Raw genomic sequence first — 24956 nt, 5'->3', positions numbered from 1 at the left:
AACTCGCTGAACAGTCGAACGTCGCCCCGGTAGCTGCGGAGCGTGGACGGCACTCTCCGACCCTCTCGCCGGAAGCCGGAGGGTCGGAGGGCCGGTCAGAGAGCGGACAGCTCGTCCACGAGGTCGTCGAGCCCCAACGGCCCCTGGGACAGGGCTGCCATGTGCCAGGCCTTGGCGTCGAACGCGTCGCCGTGCGCCTTGCGGGCGTTCTCCCGGCCGAGCAGCCAGGCGCGTTCGCCCAGCTTGTAGCCGATGGCCTGCCCCGGCATCGACAGATAGCGGGTCAGCTCGCTCTCCACGAAGTCGGCGGGACGACCGCTGTGGTTGCCGAAGAACTCCTGTGCCAGATCGGGGGTCCACCGCTCACCGGGGTGGAACGGGGAGTCCGCCGGGATCTCCATCTCCGCGTGCATGCCGATGTCCACGATCACCCGGCAGGCCCGCATCATCTGCGCGTCCAGATAGCCGAGACGGCGCTCCGGGTCGGGCAGGAAGCCCAGCTCGTCCATGAGCCGCTCCGCGTAGAGCGCCCAGCCCTCGCAGTTGGCGCTGACCCCGCCGATCGACGCCTGGTAGCGGGACAGGCTGTCGGCCACGTGCACCCACTGGGCGATCTGCAGGTGGTGGCCGGGCACACCCTCGTGGTACCAGGTGGACACCAGGTCGTACACCGGGAAACGGGTCTCGCCCATCGTGGGCAGCCAGGTGCGGCCGGGGCGCGAGAAGTCCTCGGACGGGCCGGTGTAGTACGGCGCGGCGGCACCACCGGGCGGGGCGATGCGGGATTCCACCTTCCGCACCCGCTCGGCGAGTTCGAAGTGCGTGCCGTCGAGCGCCTCGATCGCCTCGTCCATCAGGCCCTGGAGCCACTCCCGGACCTCCTCGACCCCCTCGATGTGCGTCCCGTGCACGTCGAGGTGGGCGAGCGCCTCCCAGGGGTCGGCGCCGGGCAGCACCTTCTCGGCCTCGACCCGCATCTCGGCGAGCAGCCGGTGGTACTCGGACCAGCCGTACGCGTACGCCTCGTCGAGGTCCAGGTCGGTGCCGTTGTAGTAGCGCGACCAGCGGGCGTACCGCTCGCGGCCCACCGTGTCCGGCGCGCCCTCCACCGCGGGCGCGTACACGTCGCGCATCCAGTCGCGGAGCGCGGCGACCGACTCGCCCGCCAGCCGGGCGCCGTCGTCCAGATCGGCACGGAGCCCCTCCGGACCGGCGGCCACGAAGTCCTGGAAGAAGCCCGTGCCGTTCTCGCCGGCCCACTCGTCGAGCTGGCCGATGAAGGTGGCGGTGGCGCGCGGCCCGCCGTACAGCTTGCGCTCCAGGCCCAGCGCGAGCGACTCGCGGTAGCCCTCCAGCGCGGCGGGGACGGCCCGCAGCCGGTCCACGACCGCCGCCCACTCCTCGTCGGTCCCGGTCGGCGTCACCGTGAACACCTCACGGAGGCTGTGCGCCGGGGAGGACAGGTTGGAGACCGTGCGCAGCCCCTCTTCGGCGTCGTGGACGGCGAGTTCCGCCGTGAGGCGCTCGCGCAGCAGACGGCCGCAGCGGCGCTCGGCATCGTCGTCCGCGCCGGGCAGCCGCTCCGCGGCGTCGAGCTTCGCCAGGGTGGTACGGGCCAGCTCGGCGAGGGCTTCCTGGCCGGCGGGGGAGAAGTCGGGGAGACGGCGCGAACTCTCCGCGACGCCCAGGTACGTACCGGCGATCGGGTCGAGTGCGACGTAGGCGTCGACGTAGGCGTCGGCGACCTGGCGGGGCAGCGCGCTGCTGGAAGTGTCTGGCATGTGGACATCCTCGTACGGCAGGGGGCTTTCGCGCCATCGTCATTCGGCTTCAGCGGCCGGACTCCGCCGGTTCCGCGGCCGGCGGCAGCAGCGGCCCGCATTCCCACTGCTGGAAGATCAACCGGGTCTCGACCCGTGCCACTTCGCGGCGCGAGGTGAACTCGTCGAGCACGAGGCGTTGCAGATCGGCCGTGCCCGTGACCGCCACATGGACCAGATAGTCGTCCGGGCCGGTCAGATGGAAGAGCGCACGGGACTCCGGCAGCGTCCTGATGCGTTCGACGAACGGGCCGATGAGCTCCCTGCGGTGCGGGCGGACCTGCACGGAGAGCAGCGCCTCCAGGCCGCGGCCGAGCCGCGCGGGGTCCAGACGCAACTGGTGGCCGAGGATGACGCCGGTGCGCCGCAGCCTGGCCACCCGGTCCAGGCAGGTCGACGGCGCCACGCCGACCTCGGCGGCCAGCTCGCGGTAAGTGGTCCGGGCATCGTTCTGCAACAGCCGCAGAATATGCAGATCCACCGGATCAAGAACGACGGAATCAGCCATTTGGCGAACGTAGCACGGGACATTCCCGCATACACCCGGTGAATGTTCAGAGTGATGGCATGGACACCGAAACCTCGATGGCGCCCCCGACGGCAACCCGGTCCAGGGCGCTGGCCACCGAAGCCGTGCACGCGGGCCGCGACGATCTCGCGGCCCTCGGACTGCACGCCCCGCCGATCGACCTGTCCACCACCTACCCCTCGTACGACGCCAGGGGCGAGGCCGAGCGGATCGACGCCTTCGCCGCCACCGGCGCCAAGCTCGAAGGGCCGCCGGTCTACGCCCGGCTGGACAACCCGACGGCGGCCCGGTTCGAGACCGCTCTGGCCCGACTCGAAGGGGCCGAGAGCGCCGTGGCGTTCGCCAGCGGAATGGCGGCGCTCACCGCCGTGCTGCTGGTCCGGGCGAGCGCGGGACTGCGCCACGTGGTCGCCGTCCGCCCGCTCTACGGATGCAGTGACCACCTGCTCGGCGCCGGTCTGCTGGGCACGGAGGTGACCTGGACCGACCCGGCGGGAATCGCCGACGCGATCCGCCCGGACACCGGCCTGGTGATGGTGGAGACGCCCGCCAACCCGACGCTCGCCGAGGTCGACATCCGTGCGATCGCGCACTCCTGCGGCTCCGTGCCGCTGCTCGTCGACAACACCTTCGCCACCCCCGTGCTCCAGCGGCCCCTCGAGGACGGCGCGCGGATCGTGCTGCACAGCGCCACCAAGTACCTGGGCGGACACGGCGACGTGATGGGCGGGGTCGTCGCCTGCGACGAGGAGTTCGCCGCCGGGCTGCGGCAGATCCGCTTCGCCACCGGCGGGGTGCTGCACCCGATGGCCGGATACCTGCTGCTGCGCGGCCTCGCCACGCTTCCGGTACGGGTGCGGGCGGCCTCCGCGAGCGCCGCCGAGCTGGCCCGCAGACTGACCGCCGATCCGCGCACAGCCAGGGTCCACTACCCGAAGGTGGGGGGCGCGATGGTCTCGTTCGAGGTCCACGGGGACCCCCACCGGGTGATCTCGGCCGTACGGCTCATCACGCCCGCGGTCAGCCTCGGCAGCGTGGACACCTTGATCCAGCACCCGGCCTCCATCAGCCACCGCATCGTGGACGAGGGGGACCGGCAGGCGGCCGGGGTCGGGAACCGGCTGCTGCGCATGTCGGTCGGGCTGGAGGACGTCGAGGACCTGTGGGCCGATCTGTGCCAGGCGCTGGACGCATCGGCGGACGGCGTCCCGCAGGAGGCCCGGGACCGCGAGGCCCAGGACCGTGAGGACGCCCGCCGGAACGCCCTGCCCGAACAGGTTGCCGGGTAGGGCCTCCCTCCTGCACAGGTTGCCGGGCCGGGGGTCCCGTGCGGAGCACCGGAAGGGTGTTCCGTACGGGACGTCGGGCATGGTGTCCCGTGCGGACCGTCGGAGGGGTGCTCCGTGCGGACCGCCGGGCAGGACGTCCCGGGGCCGGGCGGTGTCAGCGCCCGGCCTGCTCGTACGGGGGCAGCGAGCGGACCGCGGTGGCGTCCAGCCGGGCGGTGACGACCAGGGTGCCCTCCTCGATCTGGTAGTCCAGCGGCAGGGACAGCGCGCGCATCGCGGCGACCATGCCGGTGTTGGAGGCCCGGGTGACGGCGTAGACGCTCTCGCATCCGGCCTCGGCGGCGAGCGCCACCAGGCGGCCGAGCAGTTCGGAACCGATGCCCCGGCGCTGCCACTCGTCCTCGACGAGGAGGGCCACCTCGGTCTCGTCGCCGTCCCAGAGCAGGTGGCCGAGGGCGACCAGCCGGCCGGACTCCGTTTGCGCGGCCAGGGTGCGGCCGAACCGCGGACTCAGCAGGTGGTCGAGGTACCGGTCCGCATCGCGGACCGGGCCGTGGTAGCGCAGCCGCAGCGTCTGCTCGGAGCAGCGGCCGTGCATCGCGCGGGCCGCCGGCAGGTCGTCGTGGTCCGCGCGACGGATGGTGATCTCGTTGCCCTCGGGGAGGGTGAGGACGTCCTTGCCGCGCGGGACGCGGGGGCCGAGCCGGGCATCGAGCTCGACCAGGGCGCGGACCCGGGCGAACTCGGTCGGGGTGAACGGGAGATGGGGGCGCTCGATGGTGAGGGTGCCGCCGGACGGGTCGCGCAGTCGTATCACCGTCTCCTCCAGCACTCCCTCGACCGGTGCGGTCTCATCGGTCGCGCGGCCGGTGACCGAGACGGCGGGCGACGAGCGGATGGTGCAACGGCCGAGCAACTGACGCAACGCCAGGGGGAGTTCGGCAGCATCCAGGGCCGTGCGGGTGGCGAGGCCCAGGACGCGCGTCGGGGCGTCCACCAGATCGTGCGCGTCGGCCCGTTCGATCCAGGTCGAGCTGCCCCCGGCCGCGGAGACCGCCCGGCTCAGCTGCCGGGCCGGGAGCCGGGCGGGTGCGCGCAGCAGGAACTCGTCGACCGTGCCCCGCGACAGCGGGTGCGTCTGCAGGGTGAGGATGTCGACCCGGTGCCGGGCGAGCGCGCCGCACAGCGCCGCCAGACTGCCGGGAGCGTCCCGCACGGTGGTACGCATCCGCCACAGCGCCGTGCCCTCGGCGGACGGTGCCGGAGTCGGCGCCGGGGCCGGAGTCAGGGCCGATGCGGGCCCTTCGGCGACGGGTGCGCCCGCGGGTGCTTTCCCCTCGACACCGGCACCGGTGCCGATGTCGCTGACGACCTGGAGGGAGGCTTCCGTGTCGCCCCCGTCGGGGCGACCGGAACCGGTCGGCGGCGGTGCGTGGCTGTGCCGCCGTGCCCACCAGGTGTGGAAGCCGGCCGTCACCGCCAGCACCACGGCCGAGGCGACCAGCAGGAACGGCCCGTCCGGCTGGTGCCCGATCAGATTGGCGAGGGCGTCGGCCACCGCGACCGCGGTGAACAGCGCGGCCAGTTCGGTCACGTCCCGCCGCCAGTGGTGGGAGCGGCGGACGGTCTTCGTGGAGGTCGCATCAGTCATGCATTCACTCTGACCGAGCGTTGTTGCCTGATCACGAACAGCCTGTGACCGATGGGTTAAGTGCGAATCTGATCCCTTTCCTGTCGTTTTCGGTCACTGTTGTCCCTGTCGGGGCCCCAGCCCATGGCGGTCCCGCTGCCCGTGGGCCCCGTCTCCCGCTCCGGAGCATCCACCGTGCCGGGCGCGGCGGCTGGCGCGGCGGTCCGGAACACCGCTCGTCACGGTGCCCGGGACCGCCACCCCGCCACACCGTCACACCCGTTCCGCACTCCGTTCCCAGGCGTCCTTCAGGCGTGCCGCCTGGCGCACCAGCTGCGACGTCCCGCCGCGCCCCGCCGTCTCGGCGAGCCCGGGTATCGGCTCGGCCCCCGTCGCGCCGCAGTGCTCGACGCACTCGGCGGCCACGGAGAGCAGGTCGCTCAGTCCGCGAGGCGCCTTCTCCTGCGCCAGCAGCACGGGCAGAACACCGGTCAGCATGGACAGCACCGTCCGGTACGCGCCGGTGGTGGCGGCGGTACGGGCGGAATCTGCGAGGCGGTTGGGCTTGATCAGGCCATGCCCGAGGAGCATCGCCAGCTGTTCGCCGAGCAGCGCCGCGTCGAGCTGCTGCCGGGTGGCGAGCATCAGCAGGGCGTCCACCGCCGTCAGCCGGTCCTCCGGGAACCGGGAACCCAATCCGTACGCCGCCGCCAGATGAACGGCCTCGCCCGCGGGCGAGTCGAGTTCGGCGAGCAGCAGGAGCGGTCGGATCGTGTCCCGTATCTCGTCCGTCACACCGGTCGCGATGTTCGGCAGCAGCCAGGCGGCCATCGTCTCGGCGTCCTCGGGCAGGGTGGCGACCCAGTGCTCCGGGTGCTCCCCCCAGTGGTGACAGAACTGATGTGCCGGGGTCTGGGCCCCGCCCAGGCCACGGAAGGAACGGGGGAACTCCTCCAGAACGAGCGGGCGTTCCCGGCTGGCCATCAGGGGGCGGTTCGACCGGACGACCGACTGGCCCTTCCGGGTCCTGCTCTTCAGATCGAACCGGTACACCTGAGTGAACGGCTCGTCGGCCCGCAGCCATGCCGCCAGCCGGTCGCCCTCGGGGGTACCGAGCAGGGCGGCCGCCCCGGCGGCCTCGTGCTGATCGCCGCGCCGCACTCGCAGCAGGGCCTGGGCGAAGTCGGCCTCGCCGGGCCGGATGTCCAGTTGCTGATACGTGCGCAGCCGCTCGACGAGCACGGCCGGCTCGAGCGAACCGGTGTGCCAGGTGGGGACGGCCAGCAGGAACGGGAGGCTGCCGGTCAGCATCGCGTGGGCCGCCTCCCACAGCCGTGCCTTCATGACCCCGTTCAGCGCGGCGTGGGAGCAGGTTCCGGCAGCGGTCCAGGAGGCGCGCTCCTCCTGCACGGCCCGCACCGACACCTGCCCGAACAGCGTGGCCAGGACGGTCCTGAGGCTTGCCTCCGAGCGGAGCTGCCGCTCGGTCTGCGCCTGCGGCCCGCCGCCGAGCCACCACTCACCCGTCAGCGCCTCACGCAACGCTTCGGTCAACGCCGCCCGGTCGGAGTGGGCGTGGCGCACCAGCCCGTCCAGCGCCCGCTCGAAGGCGGTGACGTCCGGCGTCGTCGATCTGACCAGGGTCACCACCTCCTCGACCAGCTCGGGCAGCGTCGCGGGTGCCGGATCGAGAGGCTGCGGGACCGGCACCGGAGGCAGCACCTCCTCGTACTTCGCCGTGCCGGGCTGCTCGGCCACCGGACCGCCGAACACCTCGGCCACCATCGTCCGGTGCGCCGGCCCCAGCAACGCGGCCGACGCGGCGAGCCCTTCCCGCACCGATGCCCCGGCGGCGGGCAGGTACCGGGCCAGGAGCTTCAACGCCCGCTCCTGGATGTCGATGTCCTCGTGCTCGAAGGCACCCCCGACGGCGGGCAGCAGTTCGTCGACCGCCGACGGATCACGGCGCAGCACCTTGCCGAGCAGCACGAGCTGGGACCGGACCAGTTTCTTCTCGGTGCGGAACAGCACCGACTCCGAGACCTCCGCCAGGGTCCGCACGGAGAGCTCACCGCGCCCGTCCAGCCGGGTGAGCACCCCCTGGGCGTGGCCGGCCACGGTGGAGATGCCGTCCGCGGCCATCCCGGCCCAGTCCGGGATCCGTTCCGCCTCCTCCTGTTCGGTCAGGTCGAGCTCCCGCAGCACGGTCAGGAAGAAACGCATCTCGCTGGAATTGCCGCCGCGCAGCAGCCGGGCCACACAGCCGTCGACGACCACCGACCGCTCCAGCAGGCCCTCCTCCGCGAGCGCGGCCAGCGTGGCGCCCCACCGGCACGGGCTGTCCGGGTCGTCGCTCCAGGGCATCTCCGGAGGAAGTTCCGTCATCTCGAAGATCCGCGGCAGGAGGTCGACCGTGTACGGATCGGCGCGGAGCACCTCGACGAGAGGCGTTCTCCGCTGCCGCTGCCATTGCGCCCTCGACACCATGCTGACCCAGCCCCGCACGAAACCCTCCGTCGTGGGCAGGGGGCACTGCGCCTTCTTGACCAGGGCGGAGATCAGCTCGTACGCGACCTCCGCCGTCGCGGTCCGGGCCGCCAGCCGGTGTGCGACGTCACCGAGCCACTCCGGATCACGGTCCGCCAGGACCGCGAGGATCAGGGGGACGGGCGGACGGTCCCAGCCGATCAGGTCCCGGCCGCCGAGCCAGGCGGCACATCCCGCGGCGCCCGTGTGGCAGCCCGCACCGGCCACCAGCAGGGCCCTGCGGACCTTGCCCTGCTTCTCCCAGCGCCAGCCCCGGACCTCCTTCCGGAGCGCCTTCAGCTCGGCCAGCGCCGCCCTGCGCTCCGCCCGGTCCATCCCGGCCAGCAGGGGCGGCACGTGGTGCGCGGGCGATTCCCGTACGGCGATGAGGAGCTCCTTCATCGCACACCCCCGGCGACCGGCGCACCACGGCGGACCATCCGGACGGCCAGGGCGTGCTTGCACGGGCCCCGCCGCCCCCGGTAGTCGACCCACCACTGGCAGGTACAGCTCAGCATTCCGTCCTTCTCCCTCACCTGATAACGGCGTTCTCCCGAGGACACGGCAGCCACGTCCCCATCGAGCACCACCGCGCCCGAACCTGCCAGTTGTCGCGCCGCCACCAGACGCGGATTGTGGCGCTCGGCCCGGTCGGCGTCGTACGGCAGCTCGCGGTGGAAGTAGGCCGCGTCGGCGAGGTCGTAGCCGACCCGGCCCGCCGTGCCCAGCCGGGTGAGCGCGGCCCGTACCCGTTCCACCGTGAGACCGGACTGCTCCGCCAGATCGGCGGGGTCGATCCGGGGCTCCCAGGCCAGCAGCACCGACACCAGCTCGGCGTCGGCCGCCGCGTCGTCGGTGGCCAGGGCGTCGAGCACCCCGCCCTCGCCCGAGAAACCGCGCGCGGCATCGGGCGAGAGCGTCAGGGTGAGACGCATGCCCGGCAGCACGACCTCCCAGGCGCTCGCGGTGGCCGCCCCGTCGGTGACCGGCCCGTACACCCGCAGCGACGTGGCATGACGCAGCACCCGCTGCAGTGCGGCGAGCCGCTCCGGGCCCGGCAGGCACACCGCACCCGCCACCGGCCGGGTCGTCGGTCGAAGCGTCTTCCCGGCGGGTATCACCCAGCGGGCGCCCCGCGAGGCGTTGCCCGACGAACGCGGCAGCGAACGCAGGAACCGGACGGCCTCGGCGGCCGGGAGCTCGGCCCGGAGATCGAAGCCGGCGGACACCACCTGCGCCTCGGCGAAGCCGCGCAGCCACCGGTCGGGCAGCGGCACCTTCTTCTCCACGACCGGACCGTCCAGCGTGGTCACGGCCATCTCGTCCGGGCCCACCCGCAGATGCAGCGGATCGTCCCCGGCCATCCGCGAAAGCGCCTGCCGCAGCGGATTGTTGACGTCCACGTTCGTGGTGCCGTGACCCGTCCGCTGACCGTCCAGACCTTCCCGCAGCACGTCGAGGCGCGCGTACACACCGCAGCAGCCGGAGAACGACTCGAAGCGCAACCGGTCTCCGTTGCCCGTCACCACCGGGTCGAGCGACGCGGGCAGCGTGCGCTGGTAGTAGCGCGTGGACGCCACGTCCGCCACGGCCAGGAGACCCTGGGCCGCGATCCTCGGCGAGGTGAGAAAGCCGGAGAAGAACCGGGGGTGGAGCTCGGCGCCCCGTGGGGTGAGGCCACCGGAGGTCTCCAGCCCGAGGAGCTGCCCCGTCTGCGAGGACTCCAGGGCGGACGGGCGCGCGTAGGCCAATGCCTGAACGGATCGGGTCATGGAAAAACCGTAGAACCCACCACTGACAATCGGCCCCCGGCCGTCACCGGGGGCCGATCGCCGACGGGTTCACTGTCCGACGCGCCCCGGCCGCAGCACCTTGCTGAACAGCACCGCCCCGCCCTGCGCCCGCAGCCGCACGGTCAGTTCGCCGCTGTCGCCGTCGATGTCCACCTGCCCGAAGTACTGCGGCGACTCCATCGGCGACACGTTCGCCCGGTCGGGAGCCCGCACGAAGACCCGGTCGGGGCCGAACGTCGCGTCGAGGGCGTTGGCCGGGAACTGACCGGCGGCCAGCGGCCCCGACACGAACTCCCAGAACGGCGCGAAGTCCTTGAACGCCGCACGCTCGGGCGCGTAGTGCTGCGCCGACGTGTAGTGCACATCGGCCGTCAGCCAGACCGTGCCGGTGATCCTCCGGTGCTTGATGAACCGGAGCAGTTCCGCGATCTGCAGCTCACGCCCGAGCGGAGCTCCCGGATCGCCCTGGGCGACCGCCTCGAAGTCCGTCGCGCCGTCGGGGACCACCAGCCCCAGCGGCATGTCCGCCGCGATCACCTTCCACACCGCGCGGGACCGGGAGAGCTCGTGCTTGAGCCACCTCAGCTGCTCGGCACCGAGGATGCCCGTCGTGTCGTCGGCCTGCCGGCCGGGCGAGTTGGCGTTGCGGAAGGACCGCATGTCGAGGACGAACACGTCGAGCAGCGGACCGTGCCGCACCACCCGGTGCATCCGGTCCTCCCCGGCCGGACCGTGCGGCGTGGACACGGGGAAGTACTCGCGAAACGCCCGCGTCGAACGGGCCGCCAGCACGTCCACGTCCTTCTCGGTGTACCGGGCGTCGTCGAGGATCTGCCCGGGGTACCAGTTGTTGCGCACCTCGTGGTCGTCCCACTGGACGATCGAGGGAACCTGCGCGTTGAACTCGCGGAGGTTGCGGTCGAGCAGGTTGTAGCGGAAGTTCCCGCGGTACTCGGCGAGGGTCTCGGCGACCTTCGACTTCTCCTCGGTGGTGACGTTGCGCCAGACCCGTCCGTCGGGCAGCGTCACGCTCGGTTCGATGACGCCGTCCGCGTAGATGTTGTCGCCGCTGCAGAGGAAGAAGTCCGGGTCCAGGCGGCGCATCTCGTCGTAGACCACGTAGCCGCTGATGTCCGGATTGATGCCCCAGCCCTGTCCCGCGATGTCCCCCGACCACAGGAAGCGCACCCCGTCCCTGCGCCGGGCGGGCGCCGTCCGGAAGGTCCCGTGCACCGGCTTCCCGCTCCGGCGCGGGTCCTGGGGATCGAGGAGCGTCACCCGGTAGTGCACCTGCTCGCCCGGCGGCAGTCCGTACAGAGGGGTCGTCCCCGTGAAGTCGCTGCCCGGGCCGAGGAGCGGCCCCTGCCAGGTGCGCGCCCGCCGGAAGGACTCGGTCGCGGAGGTCTCCACGACCATCCGCGCCGGGCGGTCCGAGCGCACCCAGACCAGTGCGGAGGACGAGGTGACATCGCCCACCTGCACACCCCACGCCGCGCGCGGCCGGCCGGAGAGCGCGAACGCGGGGGCCGAGGCGCCCACCACGGGGAGCGTGAGCGCGGCGGACGCGGCGATCGAACCGCGCAGCACACTGCGGCGGTCGGGGGACGGAACACGGGGACGGTACGACATCGAGGCGCCTCCGGGGCACTGGTCGGTGGGACTCGGGACCCGGTCCGGACGGGGCACCGGACCCACGACCGGCACGATCCGGACAGGAGGCCCCGAGGGCGGCTGGTCGGCCGGTGCCACCCTCGTGCCCGTCGGCGGCGCGCACACCAACCTCAGGTGAACACCCGGCCCCGGCCCTCCCGGGCGTCCGGCCCGTCCGGGTCCCGCAGGGCCGCCGCCAGCAGCCGCACCCCCGCTCGATCTCGGAAGGGGCCAGATGCGCGTAACCGAGGACCAGATTCACCGCACGGTCCCCGGAGGCGGTGGTTCCGGCGGCGGTGAGCGGCCGCAGGGCCACTCCGGCACGGGCCGCACGCGCCAGGAGCACCGACTCGGGGCCGTACCGTCCGGGCAGCCCGGCGATGATGTGGAGCCCGGCGGCGATCCCGCTCACCGCGGTGCCGGGGAAGCACTCCGCCAGCATCGACGTGAGCGTGTCCCGGCGCTCGCGGTAGGCGCGCTGGCAGCGGCGCAACTGCCGGTCGTAACCGCCTCCGGTGATGAAGTCGGCCAGGACCGCCTGGTCGACGGAGGGATTGCCCAGGTCCATGGTCCGCTTGCGGGCAACGATCTCGTCCGTCATGTCCGCCGGAGCCAGGAGCCAGCCCAGTCGCAGCCCGGGAGCCAGCGACTTGCTCACCGAACCGGTGTACGCGACGTGCCGCGGGTCGAGCCCCTGCAGCGCGCCCACGGGCGCGCGGTCGTAGCGGAAGTCGCCGTCGTAGTCGTCCTCCACGATCAGCCCGCCCACGGCACGCGCCCAGTCCAGCAACTGGCTGCGACGAGTGGCGGAGTAGGCGATTCCGGTGGGGAACTGGTGGGCGGGGGTGGTCACGACCGCGCGCACGCCCGAGCGCACGAGGGGCTCGACCGCCAGCCCCTCGTCGTCGAGCGGCAGACCGGTGGTGGCGAGCCCCGCGGAGGCGAACAGCGCGGAGTGTTCGTGGCTCCCGGGATCCTCGACGCCGACGGTCCGCAGCCCGCGCCCGTGCAGGACGAACCCCAGCAACGTCGTCGCCTGCGCCACGCCGGAGCACACCACCAGGCGCTCGGGATCGGCGACCACGCCACGGCGCCGCGCCAGCAGGGCGGCCAGGGCCTCCCGCAACACGGGCAGCCCCCGAGGATCGGGATAGCCGAGCGCGTCGTGCGGCAGCCGGCCGAGCACCGAGCGGTGCGCGGCGGCCCAGGCGGCACGCGGGAACAGTGACAGGTCCGGCGTGCCCGGCCGGAAGTCCACGCGTACGCCGGGGGCGCGCGGCGCGAGATCACGGACCTCCGGCGCGGCGGCCCGGACCGCTTCGCCCACCCAGGTGCCCGCCCCGCGCCCGCTGCGCAGATACCCCTCGGCGGTGAGCTGCTCGTACGCCTCGGTGACCACCCCGCGCGACACCCGCAGATCGGCCGCGAGCGCGCGGCTGGACGGCAGCCGCGTCCCCGGAACGAGCCGGCCCGAGCGCACGGCCTCGCGCAACGCCGCCTGCAGCGCGCGACCGCGCCGACGGGCGGGCTCCTCGACGGCCGGGAGCAGCAACTCCCAGGCGCCGGAGCCGACATCGGCACCGGCCGAGCGGTCCGACGGCGGATTGGTCCCCGAAGACGTCATGGAAGTGGACCTTAAACCGGACCGCCCGGCTGCCTAGCGTCGGTCCCATGAACGCCACTTCTCTGCGCGGCTCGCTTCTCGCGGCCTTCGCCTGCGTCCTCGTCGGCGCCTCCTTCACCGCCAACAGCGTTCTGGGGGACTATCCGTACGCGGGTGGCCAGGCGTTGCGCTACGGCCTCGCGGCACTGCTGCTCGTACCCGTCCTGGCCCGCGACGGCAGGGCCCGGACGGCCACCGTGCTGCGCGCCCTCACCCCGCGGCAGTGGGGAAGACTCGCCCTGCTGGCAGCCGTCGGCATGGTCGGCTTCAACCTGGCCGTCCTCGCCGCGGAACGATCCGCGGAACCCGCTGTTCCGGGGGTGTTCGTCGGCTGCGCCCCGATCCTGGTCGCCGTTCTCGTACCGCTGCTGGACGGCCGCCGGCCGACGCGCCCGGTGCTGTACGCGTCCGCCCTCGTCGCCGCCGGGGCCTTCACGGTGCAGGGCTGGGGCCGTACGGACCTGGCGGGCGTCCTCTGCTCGGCAGGGGCCCTGGCGGGCGAGGTCGGCTTCGCGGTCCTCGCCGTCCCCGTGCTGCGACCGCTCGGGCCGCGGCTGCTGTCCGCCACGGTCTGCGCCGTCGCCGCCGTCGAGTCGGTGCTGCTGGGCGTCGTCCTGGACGGCGGCGGCGTGCTGCGGACGCCCACGGCGGCGGAGGCCCTCGCGCTGGTGTGGCAGGCGGCGGTGGTCACCGTGGTCGGCTTTGTCTGCTGGTACATGGGCATGCAGCGCATCGGCGCCGAGCGCGCCACCCTCTTCTCCGGCCTGATCCCGGTTTCCGCCGCGCTCACCGCACCGCTGGTCGGCGCCGGTTCGTACGGCGTCGCGCAGGCCGGCGGCAGCCTCCTGGTCGGGCTCGGGGTCGTCCTCGGGTCGGGCGTCCTGACCCGGGGAGCGGCGGGCGGGTCCGCCGGGGCCGACTCAGCGGCTGGTGTCGAGGATCACCCGGGACACGAGGGCGGGATCGTCGTTCATCGGCACGTGTCCGCACCCCGGAAGCCGGACCAGCCGGGCGTCGGGGATGACGCGCTTGGCCCTGACGCCCTGTCGGCGCAGCAGGATCCGGTCCCGGCTGCCCCAGGCGACGGTCACGGGCAGCCCCGGTACGTCATCGGTGAACAGGGCGTCCCGGCCGGCGGCGAGCGTCTGGTGAAAACCGGTCGCCTCCCGCAGGGCGACGGTCTCGGCCACGACGGCGTCGGGTGAACGACGGCCGGGCCGGGCGTAGATGGTGCTGGTCAGCGTCGTGCGCCCGGCCGCGCTGCGCGACAGCCGCTCGATCAGCGGCACCGGCATCGACAGGGCGGCCCGCCGCATGGCCCGCAGCGTCGTGAACGCGTAGCGCCGCTCTCCCGGGGCCCAGAAACCCGCGGGCGACAGCGCCGTCACCGACCGGACGAGCTTTTCCCTGCCGAGCCCCAGCGCCAGCAGACCGCCGAGCGAGTTGCCCGCCACGTGCGGCCGGTCCACGCCGACCACCGAACAGAACGAGCCGAGCACCGTGACCACGGTCGGCAAGTCGTACGGCAGACCGTCGGGTAGCGCGGGGGAGCCGCCGAAGCCGGGGAGGTCCACGGCTATCACGTCGCGCTCCCCGGCCAGGACGGGCAGCACCGGGTCCCAGGCCTGACGGTGGTGACCGATGCCGTGGAGCAGGAGCAACGGCTCGCCGGTCCCGGTCCGTTCGTACTGCACGGACACGGTCCGGGGCCCTTGTGGTGATTCGACGCTGAACGAGACCGTGGTGGCCATGCGGTGCTCCCCGGGTGATCCGGCATGAAGAGGCCATGCCTGAAGGTGACTTAGACGTCTTGTCAACAACAATTACCGTTCGGTAGCCCGGGGTTCAAGGGGGTGGGCGATTCGCGCTGGACAGGGTGCGACGGGTCGGCTGGGATGGAGAGGTGACAGCCGACACCGCGACCGATGTCTTCGAGGACCACCGCCCCGTGCTCACCGGGGTCGCCTACCGCATGCTGGGAAGGATCGCCGACGCCGAGGACGTGGTGCAGGAGGCATGGCTGCGCTGGTCGTCCGCGTCCCGCGCGGAGGTGCGCGAACCACGTGCCTTCCTCGTCAGGATCGTCACCCGCCTGGCCATCGACCGGCTGCGACAGGTGCAGTCGCGCCGCGAGGCGTACGTCGGCCCATGGCTTCCGGAGCCCGTGGTCACCGACTTCGGACCGGCCGTGCCCGACACGGCGGAACAGGCCGTTCTGGCCGACTCCGTGTCGATCGCCGTGCTCGTCGTCCTGGAGTCCCTCTCCCCGCTGGAACGGGCCGTCTTCGTGCTCCGCGAGGCGTTCGGCTTCCCGTACGCGGAGATCGCCGCCGCCCTGGACCGGAGCGAGGCCGCGGTGCGCCAGCTCGCGGGGCGCGCCCGGCACCACGTGGAGGAGCGCAAGCCCCGCTACGACGTCGACCCGGCGCACCGCCGCGACCTCACGGAACGGTTCCTCGCCGCGGCGGCGGGCGGTGACATCGAGGGGCTGCTGGCCCTGCTCGCGCCCGATGTGCGGCTCGTCGGCGACAGCGGCGGGAAGTCCAGGGCTCCGCTGCGGGTCATCGAGAGCGCCGACAAGGTGGGCCGGTTCCTCGTCGCCGTCGCCCCCGACCCGACGGCGGACTTCGACACCAGGCTCCTGGAACTCAACGGCGGGCCGGGCCTGCTGGTGCTCCTGGACGGAAAGGCCGACTCGGTCCTCCAGGTGGACATCAGGGACGGGCTCGTCCAGTGCGTGTACATCGTGCGTAACCCCGACAAGGTCGCCCACCTCTCCGCCGCCACGACGCAGTAGCGGGCCCGGCCTTCCAGTCCCCCGGCCGACACCCGACCGGTCGGCACCGGCGGGACGGCCCGTCCCACCGGCGTCTTTGCATGAAGCCCCACGCCCCGGCCGGCGTGGGGCTTCGTGCTGCGCCCGGTGCACGGGGCCACGAACATCCTGTGAACGCTCTGCGGCAGAGTGCCGTTCCGCTGCGTGACCGACTGAGGATTGGTCTTGACCAAGGGGGTATCCCGTTTTATCGTCTCACCGTTAAGACAGGAACCTTTAATAAATAACGTCGCGGAAAAGCCGCTGGGCGATTGCGGAGGACAGGGTGGGGACCACGCAGCTGGAATCGGTGCAGGAGCCGAAGTACTGGCACCTCAAGACCGTGCTCAGTGAGGCACTCGACTCGGACTTTGCGGTGGGCGAGATCCTGCCCAACGAGCGTGAGCTCGCCGCCCGGTTCGGAGTCGCCCGAGCCACGCTCCGACAGGCTCTGGAGCAGCTCGAACTCGAAGGAAGGCTCCAGCGCCGCCGCGGCGTCGGAACCACCGTCGCCCCGCCGCGTGTCGGGGTCGCCGTCTCCACCGCGCAGCGGGACTGGTCCGGCGGCGGTACGGCCGAGGCATGGCAGCCAGTGGACTGCACGACGGCCGTCGCACCGGCGTCGGTGTCGGCCGCACTCGACGTGGACGCCGACGAGCCGGTACACATCGTGCGCCGGATCCGGGTGACCCACGGCCAGGCGGTCGCGGCGGAACTCCTCTACGTCCCGGCCTCGTCCGTGCCCGAACTCTCCGCGATCGACACCCCCTCCGGCGCCGTCCGGGCCCGCGGCGTCCTGCGCGAACTGCACCGCCTCCGCCTCGAAGGCCAGGACCGGTCGGTGGAGCTCGGATCCGCCCGGGTGGACGACGCCAAGGAACTCGACCGGCTTCCCGGCGCCCCCGTGCTCGTCGTCACCACCCGCTACCTCGCCGCGGGCGGCACCGCCGCGCTCTCCGTCGCCACGTACCGGGCGGACACCTGCCGGCTCACCTTCGGCGACTCGGGCGACCTGGAGATCAGCCACCATACCCAGCAGCGCCAGGCGTCCTGAGACCCCGCCCGGTCCCGGAGCTCCGGACCCGGGAGCTTCAGGTCATCCGGACCCGGCCCAGGAACACCGGACGCCCCGAAGCCCCGTCCCGGGGCCAAGAGCCTGTGCCGGGGACAACAGTCCGTTCCGGGAGCCCCGGGGCGAGTCCCGGCCCCGGACGCCCCGGACCTCTCACCGGGACACCGGCACGCACGGCCCGTCGCACTCAGCGGCGGGCCGTCGCCGTTCCCTCCACCGCGAAGAGCTGCTCCTCCACACGGTCGAGAGCCAGCCGCAGTGCGCCGGTGGCCACCGCCGTCTCCCCGAGCAGCGACAGTGTGACCCGGGGCGGCCGGAGGCAGTAGCGGGCCAGCTCCCGACGGAGCGGCTCCAGCACGTCGTCCAGCCCGGTGGCCCAGCCGCCCACCACCACCAGCTCCGGATCCAGCGCCAGCACCAGCGCCGCGACATCGTGCACCAGACGCTGGATGAACCGCTCGACCGCAGCCTGGGCCCGGATGTCACCCTGGCGTGCCTTCGCGAACACATCGGCCACGGCGGGCTCGTCCAACGGGTCCAGCGGCGTGCCCGTCGTGGACAGCAGGCGTTCCGGAGTGGCCTCGCGGCCCAGCAGATGCAGTGCGCCGATCTCGCCCGCCGCACCGCCGAAGCCGCGGTGCAGACGCCCGCCGATCAAGGACCCGGCACCGGGGCTCAGCCCTGCCAGGACGAAGACGACGTCGTCGGACTCGACGGCGGCGCCCTTCCAGTGTTCCGCGACCGCTGCCGCATTGGCGTCGTTCTCCACGAGGACGGGACAGCGGAAGGACCGTCTCAGCCGCTCGCCCAGCGCCAGCCCTGTCCACCCCGGCAGCGCGGTGCCGAGCCGTACCGTCCCGTCGGCCTCCACGATGCCGGGACTGCCGATCCCCACCGCCCGCAGACTGCTCCGGGCCACCCCCGTCCGCCGCAGGAGGTCGGCCACCACGGCCCTCACCTTGTCGAGCCGGTCATCGGCGCTCGCGGTCTCCGACACCTTGCGCGAGCCGGAGCCGATGATCCGGCCGTCCAGCCCGGACAGCAGGGCGGACACCCGGTGCGGGCCGATCTCGATGCCGAGCAGATACCCGGCCTCGGCCCGGAACCTGAACCGGCGGGCCGGCCGGCCCTGCCGCCGGGCCCCGGCCCCGTCGGGCACCGACTCGACGACCAGCCCGGCCTCGAAGAGCCCCTCCATCACGCCCTCGACCGTCGGCCGGGACAGGCCCGTGATACGGGTCAGATCCGTGAGAGTGGGGGAGTCGGCGCCCCGGAGAGCGTGCAGCACCACTGCGGAATTGATGCGCCGCAACAGTGACGGGTCTCCACCGGTCAGCCGGCCCACGAGGTGTCCTCCCTGCTCGAGCGCATGTCAGGCGGATGGTACTCGCTGGCCGGGTGCGGGGCGACCGTGGGCCGCGATGGACGTCCGGGACGGGGCCGTCACCCCGGAGCGACGAACCCGGACTCGTAGGCCGCGATCACCGCCTGGGTGCGGTCCCGTGCCCCCAACTTGGTGAGCACGGCGCTCACATGGGTCTTCACCGTCTCGACCCCGACCACGAGTTTGGCGGCGATCTCCGCATTCGACAGGCCGCGGGCCATCAGACGCAGGACGGCGGACTCCCGGTCGGTGAGCGCCGCCCGGTCCATGACCGCTCGCGCCTTGCTGGTGCCGTACTCGGCGGCGAGCTGCCGGACCGCCGCCGGGAACAGCAACGACTCGCCCTCGGCGACCAGGCGCACCGCGTGCACGATCTCGGCGGGACGGGAACGCTTGAGGAGAAAACCGTCCGCGCCGGCCCGCAGCGCCTCATAGACGTACTCGTCGTTCTCGAAGGTGGTGACCACCAGGATCTTCGGCGGGTCCGGCACCGTGCGCAGCACCACCCGGGTGGCTTCGATGCCGTCCATCAGTGGCATTCTGACGTCCATGGCCACCACGTCGGGGTGCAGCTGACGCAGCAACGGGATCACGGCGGCCCCGTCGCCTGCCTCGCCCACCACTTCGATGTCGGGCTGGGAGTCGAGAACCGCACGCAACCCCGCCCGGACAAGGGGTTCGTCGTCCACCAGAAGAACACGGATCGGCATCGGATCACCTCAACCCGTTCAACGGAAGACTCGCCCGCACCCGCCACTCGTCGCCGTGCGGACCCGTCTTCGCCTTTCCACCCAGCAACGCGGCCCGTTCCCGGATTCCCCGCAACCCGCTCCCCCCGCCCGGTTTGCGTGTCGTGTCCGTGAGCGGATTGGTGACTTCCAATTCCAGCCGCCTCTTCGTGATACTGATCCGCACCCGGATGGAAACCGCCCCCGAGTGGCGCAGCACGTTGGTGAGGGACTCCTGAAGGATGCGGTATCCCTCGCGGGAGACGGACCCCGGCAACTGCTCCAGCGGGCCGGACACCTCCGCGTCGACCTCCGCGCCCGAACTGCGCGCGGAGTCCAGCAGCCGGTCCGCTTCCACCAACGTCGGCTGTTGCCCCACCGGTCCTCCCGATTCACGCAGCACCCGCAGAACCCGCTCCAGGTCGTCGAGCGCGTCGCGGCCGGTCTCCTCGATCGCGGTCAGCGCCCGCTCGGTGAACTCCGGGTTCTGCGCCGCCCGGGCCGCGCCCGCCTGCACGACCGCGACCGTCAACGCGTGCCCGATCGAGTCGTGCAACTCACGGGCGATGCGATTGCGTTCCAACAACTGTTCCGTACGCTCCTCCAGCGCGGTCAGCCGCTGTACCGGAGAGAGACCGAGGAACCACCGGGCGGCCGCGGTGATCAACCGGCCGCTTGCCACGACGAGGGCGAGCAGAACCAGCAGGGGAACCGGAACGACCAGGGCGTACCACCAGTGCGCCTCCACCCCGCGGACCAGCCAGTCGCCGCTCGGACGGAATCCGGACGCGGCCATGGCGAGGTCGACCGCGGTCGCGGGCAGCCACACACTGGCCATCCCTACGACAGCGGCGAACACCAGCCGTATCTCCAGCCACGCCACGGTTCTCCAACGATCCGCCCAGGTGGTTGCGGGGCTCGCGGATATCGAGGCATCGGGCCTGCCCCGCTCGCCGGGGGTGAGCAGAAGCTGTGCCTGGACCCCCTCGGCGAGCCGCATCCCCGGCAGCAGCCCGGCCGGAACAGCGAAGAGCATGGGCGCCCACGGCGTGTCCGGTGAGATGAACATCCACACGCTGCAGACCGCACCCGGGATGACGATGTGGAGCCATCGGGTGTAGGTCACGGACGAGGCGAGCGGGCGGAGAAGACGGAACATGCCGCCATCGTGTCAGCCCGCGCAGCCCGACGGCTCCCCCGAGCGAGGGAGATCGTCCCCACTCGCGGGGGAGGCGGGGCCCGGGGCGCGACCGCGAGGCTGAGGACATGACCAACATCGACGTCCAGCAACTCACCAAGGAATACGGTGCGAACCGCGCCGTGGACGACCTCACGTTCAGTGTGGGGCCCGGACGCGTCACCGGTTTTCTCGGCCCCAACGGCGCGGGCAAGTCCACCACCATGCGACTCGTTCTCGGCCTTGACCGGCCCACCGCCGGCAGGGCCACGATCGGCGGGCGGCCCTACACCACGCTCGACAACCCGCTGCGCCGCGTGGGCGCCCTGCTCGATGCCCAGGCCGCCCACGGCTCGCGCACCGCCCGGAACCACCTGCGGGCCCTCGCCGTCAGCAACGGCCTGGGTGCGCGCAGGGTCGAGGAGGTTCTGGAGGAGGCGGGCCTCAGAGAGGTCGGCGGAGCACGGATCAAGACCTTCTCGCTCGGCATGCGCCAGCGGCTGGGCATAGCTGCCGCCCTGCTGGGCGATCCGGAGGTCGTGATGCTCGACGAGCCGTCGAACGGTCTGGACCCGGAAGGCATCATCTGGATCCGGGAGTTGATGAAGAGACTCGCCCGGGAAGGGCGGACGGTCCTGGTCTCCAGTCACCTGATGAACGAGACCTCGTCGTTCGCCGACCACCTGGTGGTGCTCGGCCGGGGCCGGCTCCTCGCCGACCTGCCGATGCGGGAATTCCTGGAGTCCCGCAGCCGGCCCCGGGTGCGGGTGCGCACGACCGAGCCCACCAGGCTGCGCGACATATTGCTCCGCAAGGGGTACGAGCCGGCGCGGGACGGTGACGGCCGCTGGACCGTGGAGGGTGCGAAGGCCGGGGAGATCGGTGCGCTGGCCGCAGCCGAGGGCATCGCCGTTCTCGAACTCGTCGATGAGCAGGTCACGTTGGAACAGGCCTACCTCGACCTCACCGCCGATGCCACGGAATTCGCATCGGCGTCCACCTCGACCACCGACCCTCGGGAGGGCTGACCATGTCGACCGCCGCAGTGCTGCACTCCGAGTGGATCAAGATCAGATCGGTGCGGTCCGTCGCCGGTTCCCTGGCCGCGATCCTTCTCGTGACACTCGCCATCACCGTGCTGGCCTTCGCCACCGTCGGCCAGGCCGAGGCGGACAACCCGGGAGCCGATCCGGTCTTCAACGCCTTCTACGCGCTGAACTTCGGTCAGATCGCGGCCATCAGCTTCGGCGCGACCGCGATCTCGTCCGAGTACCTCAACGGCGCTCTGCGCATATCGCTCGCCGCCGTGCCGCGCCGCAACCTCTTCTACACCGTCAAGATCGCGCTCATCGGAACGATGGCACTCGCCGTCGGCCTGGTCACCAGCCTCAGTTCCTTCCTGGTGGGCCAGATGTTCATGGGCGAGTACGCGATCGGCCTCGGCGAGCCGGGCGCCCTGCGAGCAGTCGTCGGAGGCGGGACGTACCTGGCCCTGATGGCTCTGTTCGCCGCCGGACTGGCAGTGGTGCTGCGCAGCGCCGTCGCCGTGCTCAGCCTGCTCATCCCGTTCATACTCATCGTCTCCTTCGTGGTCGGAGACGTCGCGGGCAGCGTTGCGCAGTATCTGCCGGACCGCGCGGGACAGCTGGTGCTCCACCAGAACCCCGAGGGAGCTCTCGGACCATGGGCCGGGCTCGCGGTGGCAGCGGCCTGGGCGGCGGTCGCGGTGCTGGCCGGCTGGTGGGCGATCAGACGCCGGGACGCGTGACCCGCCGATCCCTTACCTCGCGGAACACCGTGCGGCCGAAGGCTCCTGAGTGCTGGAGGAGGCAGGGGTCAGGGGGCTTCGGAGGAAAAGGGCTGGGGCTCGTCGTGGTCGACTGCGGCGCGGAGGCGTGCGTACTCCTCCGCCATGGTCAGGGTGGTCCAGTGGGCGTTCAGGCCACTGGGGTTGGGCAGGGCCCAGACACGGGCGACGCCGATGGTGTGGTCCTGCGGACCGATCCGGGCGGTTCGCCGGTTGAAGGCGGTGCGATACGCCGTGACTCCCACGACCGCCAGCCACCGCGGTCGCAACTGCTCGACCTTGGCGGCCAGGATCCGGCCGCCCTCGCGGAACTCCTCGGCGGACAGCTCGTCCGCCCGGGCGGTGGCGCGGGCGACCACGTTGGTGATGCCGAGCCCGTAACGCAGCAGTTCGGTCTGCTCGGCCGGTTTCAGCTGGCGGGGGGTGAAGCCGGACCGATGGAGGACGGGCCAGAAACGGTTGCCGGGATGGGCGAAGTGGTGGCCCGTGGCGCCGGTCGTCAGACTGGGATTGATTCCGCAGAACAGGACCCGCAGACCGCCCGCGACCACATCGGGAACGGTGTGGTCGCGGGCGGCGCGGAGCTCTTCGGGAGTCATCCGGCTGTGGGCGTGGCCGTCACAGGATGGAGCCCGGCGTGTACGCGGCAGCCTCGGGGTGCTGCTTGACGATCTCCTCGATGCGGGAGACCAGCGAGGCGACCTGGTCGCCGGCGGCCCCGGTGAAGGAGAGCTTGTCGGCCATCAACGCGTCCAGCTCCGCGCGGTCCAGCGGGATGCGCTCGTCGGCGGCCAGCTTGTCGAGCAGCTCGTTGCGCTCGGCGCCCTGCTCGCGCATGGCCAGTGCCGAGGCGACCGCGTGCTCCTTGATCGCCTCGTGGGCGACCTCACGGCCGACCCCCGCACGCACCGCGCCCATCAGGACCTTGGTCGTGGCGAGGAACGGCAGGTAGCGGTCCAGCTCACGGGCCACGACGGCCGGGAACGCCCCGAACTCGTCGAGCACCGTCAGGAAGGTCTCCAGCAGACCGTCGAACGCGAAGAAGGCGTCCGGGAGCGCCACCCGGCGGACCACGGAACACGAGACGTCGCCCTCGTTCCACTGGTCGCCCGCCAGCTCGCCGGTCATCGACGCGTAGCCGCGCAGGATCACCATCAGGCCGTTGACACGCTCGCAGGAGCGGGTGTTCATCTTGTGCGGCATCGCGGACGAGCCGACCTGGCCCGGCTTGAAGCCCTCGGTCACCAGCTCGTGGCCGGCCATGAGACGGATCGTCTTCGCGACCGACGAGGGCGCAGCGGCCAGCTGGACCAGGGCGGTCACCACGTCGTAGTCGAGGGAACGGGGGTAGACCTGGCCCACCGAGGTGAAAGCCTGGGTGAAGCCGAGGTGTGCGGCGATGCGCTGTTCGAGGTCGGCGAGCTTGTCGGCGTCGCCGCCCAGCAGGTCGAGCATGTCCTGCGCGGTGCCCACGGGGCCCTTGATGCCGCGCAGCGGGTAGCGGCCCAGCAGGTCCTCCAGCCGCCCGTACGCCACCAGGAGCTCGTCCGCGGCCGTCGCGAAGCGCTTGCCGAGCGTGGTCGCCTGTGCGGCGACGTTGTGGGAGCGCCCGGCCATGACCAGCTCGCGGTACTCGCCCGCCAGCTTGCCGAGCCTGGCCAGAACCGCCACCGTGCGGTCGCGCATCAGCTCCAGGGAGAGCCGGATCTGAAGCTGCTCGACGTTCTCCGTGAGGTCCCGGGAGGTCATGCCCTTGTGGACCTGCTCGTGGCCGGCGAGGGCGTTGAACTCCTCGATCCGGGCCTTGACGTCGTGGCGGGTCACCTTCTCGCGCTCGGCGATCGAGGCCAGGTCGACCTGGTCGACGACACGTTCATAGTCGGTGAGCGCGGCCTCCGGCACCTCGATCCCGAGGTCCTTCTGAGCGCGCAGCACCGCCAGCCACAGCCGGCGTTCCAGCTTCACCTTCTGCTCGGGGGACCAGAGGACGGCCAGCTCCGTGGAGGCGTAGCGGCCGGCCAGGACATTGGGGATGCGAGGCTTCGCAGACACAGCAGTCACGTGTCCGGATTCTACTGGCGATTTGTGCAGGCCAGCGCCGCGGTCCGGTTTGTGGGTTGCTACGAGAGCGGATCCGCGTCCACTCGGCGCCATCCCGCCACCGGACCGGGGTCCCGGGTGTCCTGGGGGGTGACCCAGAAGGCTCTGCCCAGTTCGGGGCTGTACTGGGCGCCCGTCCGGCCGTCTCCGGACGAGCGGCCGGTCAGCCGACGGCCGATCCACGGCATCAGGTGTTCACGGGCGAAACGGAGGTCGTCGACGCGTCGCCTCGCCCACTTCGGCGGCACTGCGGCCGACAGGGGGCTCCGCCAGTCGTCCTCCGGCGGCAGGCCCAGCGTCTGCCAGACGGCCTCGGCGACCCGGCGGTGCCCGTCGGCTGTCAGATGCAGCCGGTCCACGTCCCACAACCGGGGGTCTCCCAGGGCGGGTGCCCCGTACAGATCGACGACCACCGCCCCGTGCCGGGCCGCCAGCGTGTCGACCAGGGAGAGCAGCTCCTCCATCCGCGGCCGGAAACGCTCCATCACCGGCCCGTTCCGGCCGGGGCTCCGCATGAGCACGAGCTTCTTGCAGGAGGGGGCGAGACGCTCCACGGCCTCTTCGATCCGCCCCCGGACCATGCCCATGTCGCACTTGGGGCGCAGGGTGTCGTTGAGCCCGCCGACGAGCGTGACGACATCCGCGCCCATGGCCGCGGCCGCGTCGACCTGCTCGTCGACTATCTGGCCGATCAGTTTGCCCCGCACGGCGAGGTTCGCGTAGCGGAACCCCGGAGCGCGGGCGGCGAGCCGTCCGGCCAGGACATCGGCCCAGCCGCGGTAGGAACCGTCGGGCAGCAGGTCCGACATGCCCTCGGTGAACGAGTCGCCGACCGCGACGAGACTGTTGTAGGAGGCATTCATTTCCATGGCGATGCGATCGTATCGCGGTGGCTCCGGCCTTCCCCGGGTTCTCGGTCACCCGCAGCCCACAGCCCGCAGCTCGCGGGGCCGGAAACGGACCGGTGCCGGAA

The 24956-nt window shown here is 72.2% G+C and carries 18 protein-coding genes and 2 pseudogenes; 6 read left to right on the top strand and 14 right to left on the bottom strand.

The window, feature by feature from the left end:
- Positions 1-95 precede the first annotated feature (95 nt).
- Both OCT49_RS03645 and OCT49_RS03640 read right to left on the bottom strand, forming a co-directional pair.
- Complete coding sequence (locus OCT49_RS03645; RefSeq protein ID WP_283850458.1) at positions 96-1781, bottom strand: DUF885 domain-containing protein; 1686 nt, start codon at positions 1779-1781, stop codon at positions 96-98.
- Between the two features lie 49 nt (positions 1782-1830).
- A complete protein-coding gene (locus OCT49_RS03640; RefSeq protein WP_148837810.1) occupies positions 1831-2328 on the bottom strand; it encodes an Lrp/AsnC family transcriptional regulator in 498 nt (165 codons plus the stop codon).
- A gap of 59 nt (positions 2329-2387) precedes the next feature.
- Here OCT49_RS03640 and OCT49_RS03635 point away from each other — a divergent pair, with 59 nt between their 5' ends.
- Positions 2388-3638, top strand: a complete 1251-nt coding sequence (locus OCT49_RS03635; RefSeq protein WP_283850457.1) for a trans-sulfuration enzyme family protein — start codon at positions 2388-2390, stop codon at positions 3636-3638.
- Between the two features lie 154 nt (positions 3639-3792).
- On the opposite strand, the gene OCT49_RS03630 is transcribed toward OCT49_RS03635, so the two are convergent.
- The 5 genes and pseudogenes from OCT49_RS03630 to pdxR form a co-directional block, all read right to left on the bottom strand.
- Positions 3793-5289 carry a GNAT family N-acetyltransferase gene (locus tag OCT49_RS03630; protein ID WP_283850456.1) on the bottom strand — a complete coding sequence of 499 codons (1497 nt, stop codon included), beginning with the start codon at positions 5287-5289 and terminating at the stop codon, positions 3793-3795.
- Between the two features lie 252 nt (positions 5290-5541).
- Entirely contained in the window at positions 5542-8196 is a 2655-nt protein-coding gene (locus tag OCT49_RS03625; RefSeq protein WP_283850455.1) for a DUF6493 family protein, read from the bottom strand.
- Entirely contained in the window at positions 8193-9566 is a 1374-nt protein-coding gene (locus OCT49_RS03620) for an SWIM zinc finger family protein (protein WP_283850454.1), read from the bottom strand. The genes OCT49_RS03625 and OCT49_RS03620 overlap by 4 nt, the downstream gene beginning before the upstream one ends.
- Positions 9567-9635: 69 nt before the next feature.
- Positions 9636-11216, bottom strand: a complete 1581-nt coding sequence (locus OCT49_RS03615; RefSeq protein ID WP_283850453.1) for an alkaline phosphatase D family protein — start codon at positions 11214-11216, stop codon at positions 9636-9638.
- Between the two features lie 229 nt (positions 11217-11445).
- Positions 11446-12789: pseudogene (gene pdxR / locus OCT49_RS03610) on the bottom strand (MocR-like pyridoxine biosynthesis transcription factor PdxR); the annotation flags it as partial.
- 119 nt (positions 12790-12908) lie between these two features.
- On the opposite strand from pdxR, the pseudogene OCT49_RS40020 reads away from it, so the two are divergent.
- Positions 12909-13325 (top strand): annotated as a pseudogene (locus OCT49_RS40020) (EamA family transporter); the annotation flags it as partial.
- A 495-nt stretch (positions 13326-13820) separates the two neighbouring features.
- Here the strand turns inward: OCT49_RS40020 and OCT49_RS03600 are convergent.
- Positions 13821-14651 (bottom strand): alpha/beta fold hydrolase, encoded by an 831-nt coding sequence (locus OCT49_RS03600; protein ID WP_283850452.1) that lies wholly within the window; start codon positions 14649-14651, stop codon positions 13821-13823.
- A 152-nt stretch (positions 14652-14803) separates the two neighbouring features.
- Between OCT49_RS03600 and sigJ the strand changes: the two genes are divergently transcribed.
- Together sigJ and OCT49_RS03590 are read left to right on the top strand one after the other, a co-directional pair.
- Complete coding sequence (gene sigJ / locus OCT49_RS03595; RefSeq protein WP_283850451.1) at positions 14804-15697, top strand: RNA polymerase sigma factor SigJ; 894 nt, start codon at positions 14804-14806, stop codon at positions 15695-15697.
- A 304-nt stretch (positions 15698-16001) separates the two neighbouring features.
- Positions 16002-16769: a GntR family transcriptional regulator gene (locus tag OCT49_RS03590; RefSeq protein ID WP_283850450.1), complete on the top strand. Its 768-nt coding sequence runs from the start codon at positions 16002-16004 to the stop codon at positions 16767-16769.
- 205 nt (positions 16770-16974) lie between these two features.
- Here OCT49_RS03590 and OCT49_RS03585 read toward each other — a convergent pair whose 3' ends face one another.
- The 3 genes from OCT49_RS03585 to OCT49_RS03575 form a co-directional block, all read right to left on the bottom strand.
- Positions 16975-18132, bottom strand: a complete 1158-nt coding sequence (locus tag OCT49_RS03585; RefSeq protein WP_283850449.1) for an ROK family transcriptional regulator — start codon at positions 18130-18132, stop codon at positions 16975-16977.
- Between the two features lie 98 nt (positions 18133-18230).
- Positions 18231-18881 carry a response regulator transcription factor gene (locus OCT49_RS03580; RefSeq protein ID WP_283850448.1) on the bottom strand — a complete coding sequence of 217 codons (651 nt, stop codon included), beginning with the start codon at positions 18879-18881 and terminating at the stop codon, positions 18231-18233.
- 4 nt (positions 18882-18885) lie between these two features.
- Positions 18886-20058 carry a sensor histidine kinase gene (locus OCT49_RS03575; RefSeq protein WP_283850447.1) on the bottom strand — a complete coding sequence of 391 codons (1173 nt, stop codon included), beginning with the start codon at positions 20056-20058 and terminating at the stop codon, positions 18886-18888.
- 107 nt (positions 20059-20165) lie between these two features.
- On the opposite strand from OCT49_RS03575, the gene OCT49_RS03570 reads away from it, so the two are divergent.
- Both OCT49_RS03570 and OCT49_RS03565 read left to right on the top strand, forming a co-directional pair.
- Positions 20166-21104: an ABC transporter ATP-binding protein gene (locus tag OCT49_RS03570; RefSeq protein ID WP_283850446.1), complete on the top strand. Its 939-nt coding sequence runs from the start codon at positions 20166-20168 to the stop codon at positions 21102-21104.
- Between the two features lie 2 nt (positions 21105-21106).
- Positions 21107-21844: an ABC transporter permease gene (locus OCT49_RS03565; RefSeq protein WP_283850445.1), complete on the top strand. Its 738-nt coding sequence runs from the start codon at positions 21107-21109 to the stop codon at positions 21842-21844.
- Positions 21845-21912: 68 nt separating this feature from the next.
- Here the strand turns inward: OCT49_RS03565 and mug are convergent, their stop codons facing one another.
- From mug to OCT49_RS03550, 3 genes are read right to left on the bottom strand one after another with little or no spacing between them, the layout of a single operon-like run.
- Entirely contained in the window at positions 21913-22482 is a 570-nt protein-coding gene (gene mug, locus OCT49_RS03560) for a G/U mismatch-specific DNA glycosylase (protein WP_283850444.1), read from the bottom strand.
- 19 nt (positions 22483-22501) lie between these two features.
- Positions 22502-23944: an adenylosuccinate lyase gene (purB, locus tag OCT49_RS03555; RefSeq protein WP_283850443.1), complete on the bottom strand. Its 1443-nt coding sequence runs from the start codon at positions 23942-23944 to the stop codon at positions 22502-22504.
- Positions 23945-24003: 59 nt separating this feature from the next.
- Complete coding sequence (locus tag OCT49_RS03550) at positions 24004-24852, bottom strand: SGNH/GDSL hydrolase family protein (protein ID WP_283850442.1); 849 nt, start codon at positions 24850-24852, stop codon at positions 24004-24006.
- Between the last annotated feature and the right edge of the window lie 104 nt (positions 24853-24956).

This window comes from Streptomyces sp. ML-6 (assembly GCF_030116705.1).
GTDB lineage: Bacteria > Actinomycetota > Actinomycetes > Streptomycetales > Streptomycetaceae > Streptomyces.
This window is presented reverse-complemented; position numbering and strand designations above follow the sequence as displayed.

What these genes read in the sequence shown, in the direction of transcription:
- OCT49_RS03620 (WP_283850454.1), bottom strand. Translation starts at nt 9,566, where the DNA reads ATGACCCGATCCGTTCAGGCATTGGCCTACGCGCGCCCGTCCGCCCTG.
- OCT49_RS03645 (WP_283850458.1), bottom strand. Translation starts at nt 1,781, where the DNA reads ATGCCAGACACTTCCAGCAGCGCGCTGCCCCGCCAGGTCGCCGACGCC.
- OCT49_RS03550 (WP_283850442.1), bottom strand. Translation starts at nt 24,852, where the DNA reads ATGGAAATGAATGCCTCCTACAACAGTCTCGTCGCGGTCGGCGACTCG.
- OCT49_RS03615 (WP_283850453.1), bottom strand. Translation starts at nt 11,216, where the DNA reads ATGTCGTACCGTCCCCGTGTTCCGTCCCCCGACCGCCGCAGTGTGCTG.
- OCT49_RS03635 (WP_283850457.1), top strand. Translation starts at nt 2,388, where the DNA reads ATGGACACCGAAACCTCGATGGCGCCCCCGACGGCAACCCGGTCCAGG.
- OCT49_RS03600 (WP_283850452.1), bottom strand. Translation starts at nt 14,651, where the DNA reads ATGGCCACCACGGTCTCGTTCAGCGTCGAATCACCACAAGGGCCCCGG.
- mug (WP_283850444.1), bottom strand. Translation starts at nt 22,482, where the DNA reads ATGACTCCCGAAGAGCTCCGCGCCGCCCGCGACCACACCGTTCCCGAT.
- OCT49_RS03575 (WP_283850447.1), bottom strand. Translation starts at nt 20,058, where the DNA reads ATGTTCCGTCTTCTCCGCCCGCTCGCCTCGTCCGTGACCTACACCCGA.
- OCT49_RS03625 (WP_283850455.1), bottom strand. Translation starts at nt 8,196, where the DNA reads ATGAAGGAGCTCCTCATCGCCGTACGGGAATCGCCCGCGCACCACGTG.
- OCT49_RS03580 (WP_283850448.1), bottom strand. Translation starts at nt 18,881, where the DNA reads ATGCCGATCCGTGTTCTTCTGGTGGACGACGAACCCCTTGTCCGGGCG.
- OCT49_RS03570 (WP_283850446.1), top strand. Translation starts at nt 20,166, where the DNA reads ATGACCAACATCGACGTCCAGCAACTCACCAAGGAATACGGTGCGAAC.
- OCT49_RS03565 (WP_283850445.1), top strand. Translation starts at nt 21,107, where the DNA reads ATGTCGACCGCCGCAGTGCTGCACTCCGAGTGGATCAAGATCAGATCG.
- OCT49_RS03630 (WP_283850456.1), bottom strand. Translation starts at nt 5,289, where the DNA reads ATGACTGATGCGACCTCCACGAAGACCGTCCGCCGCTCCCACCACTGG.
- OCT49_RS03640 (WP_148837810.1), bottom strand. Translation starts at nt 2,328, where the DNA reads ATGGCTGATTCCGTCGTTCTTGATCCGGTGGATCTGCATATTCTGCGG.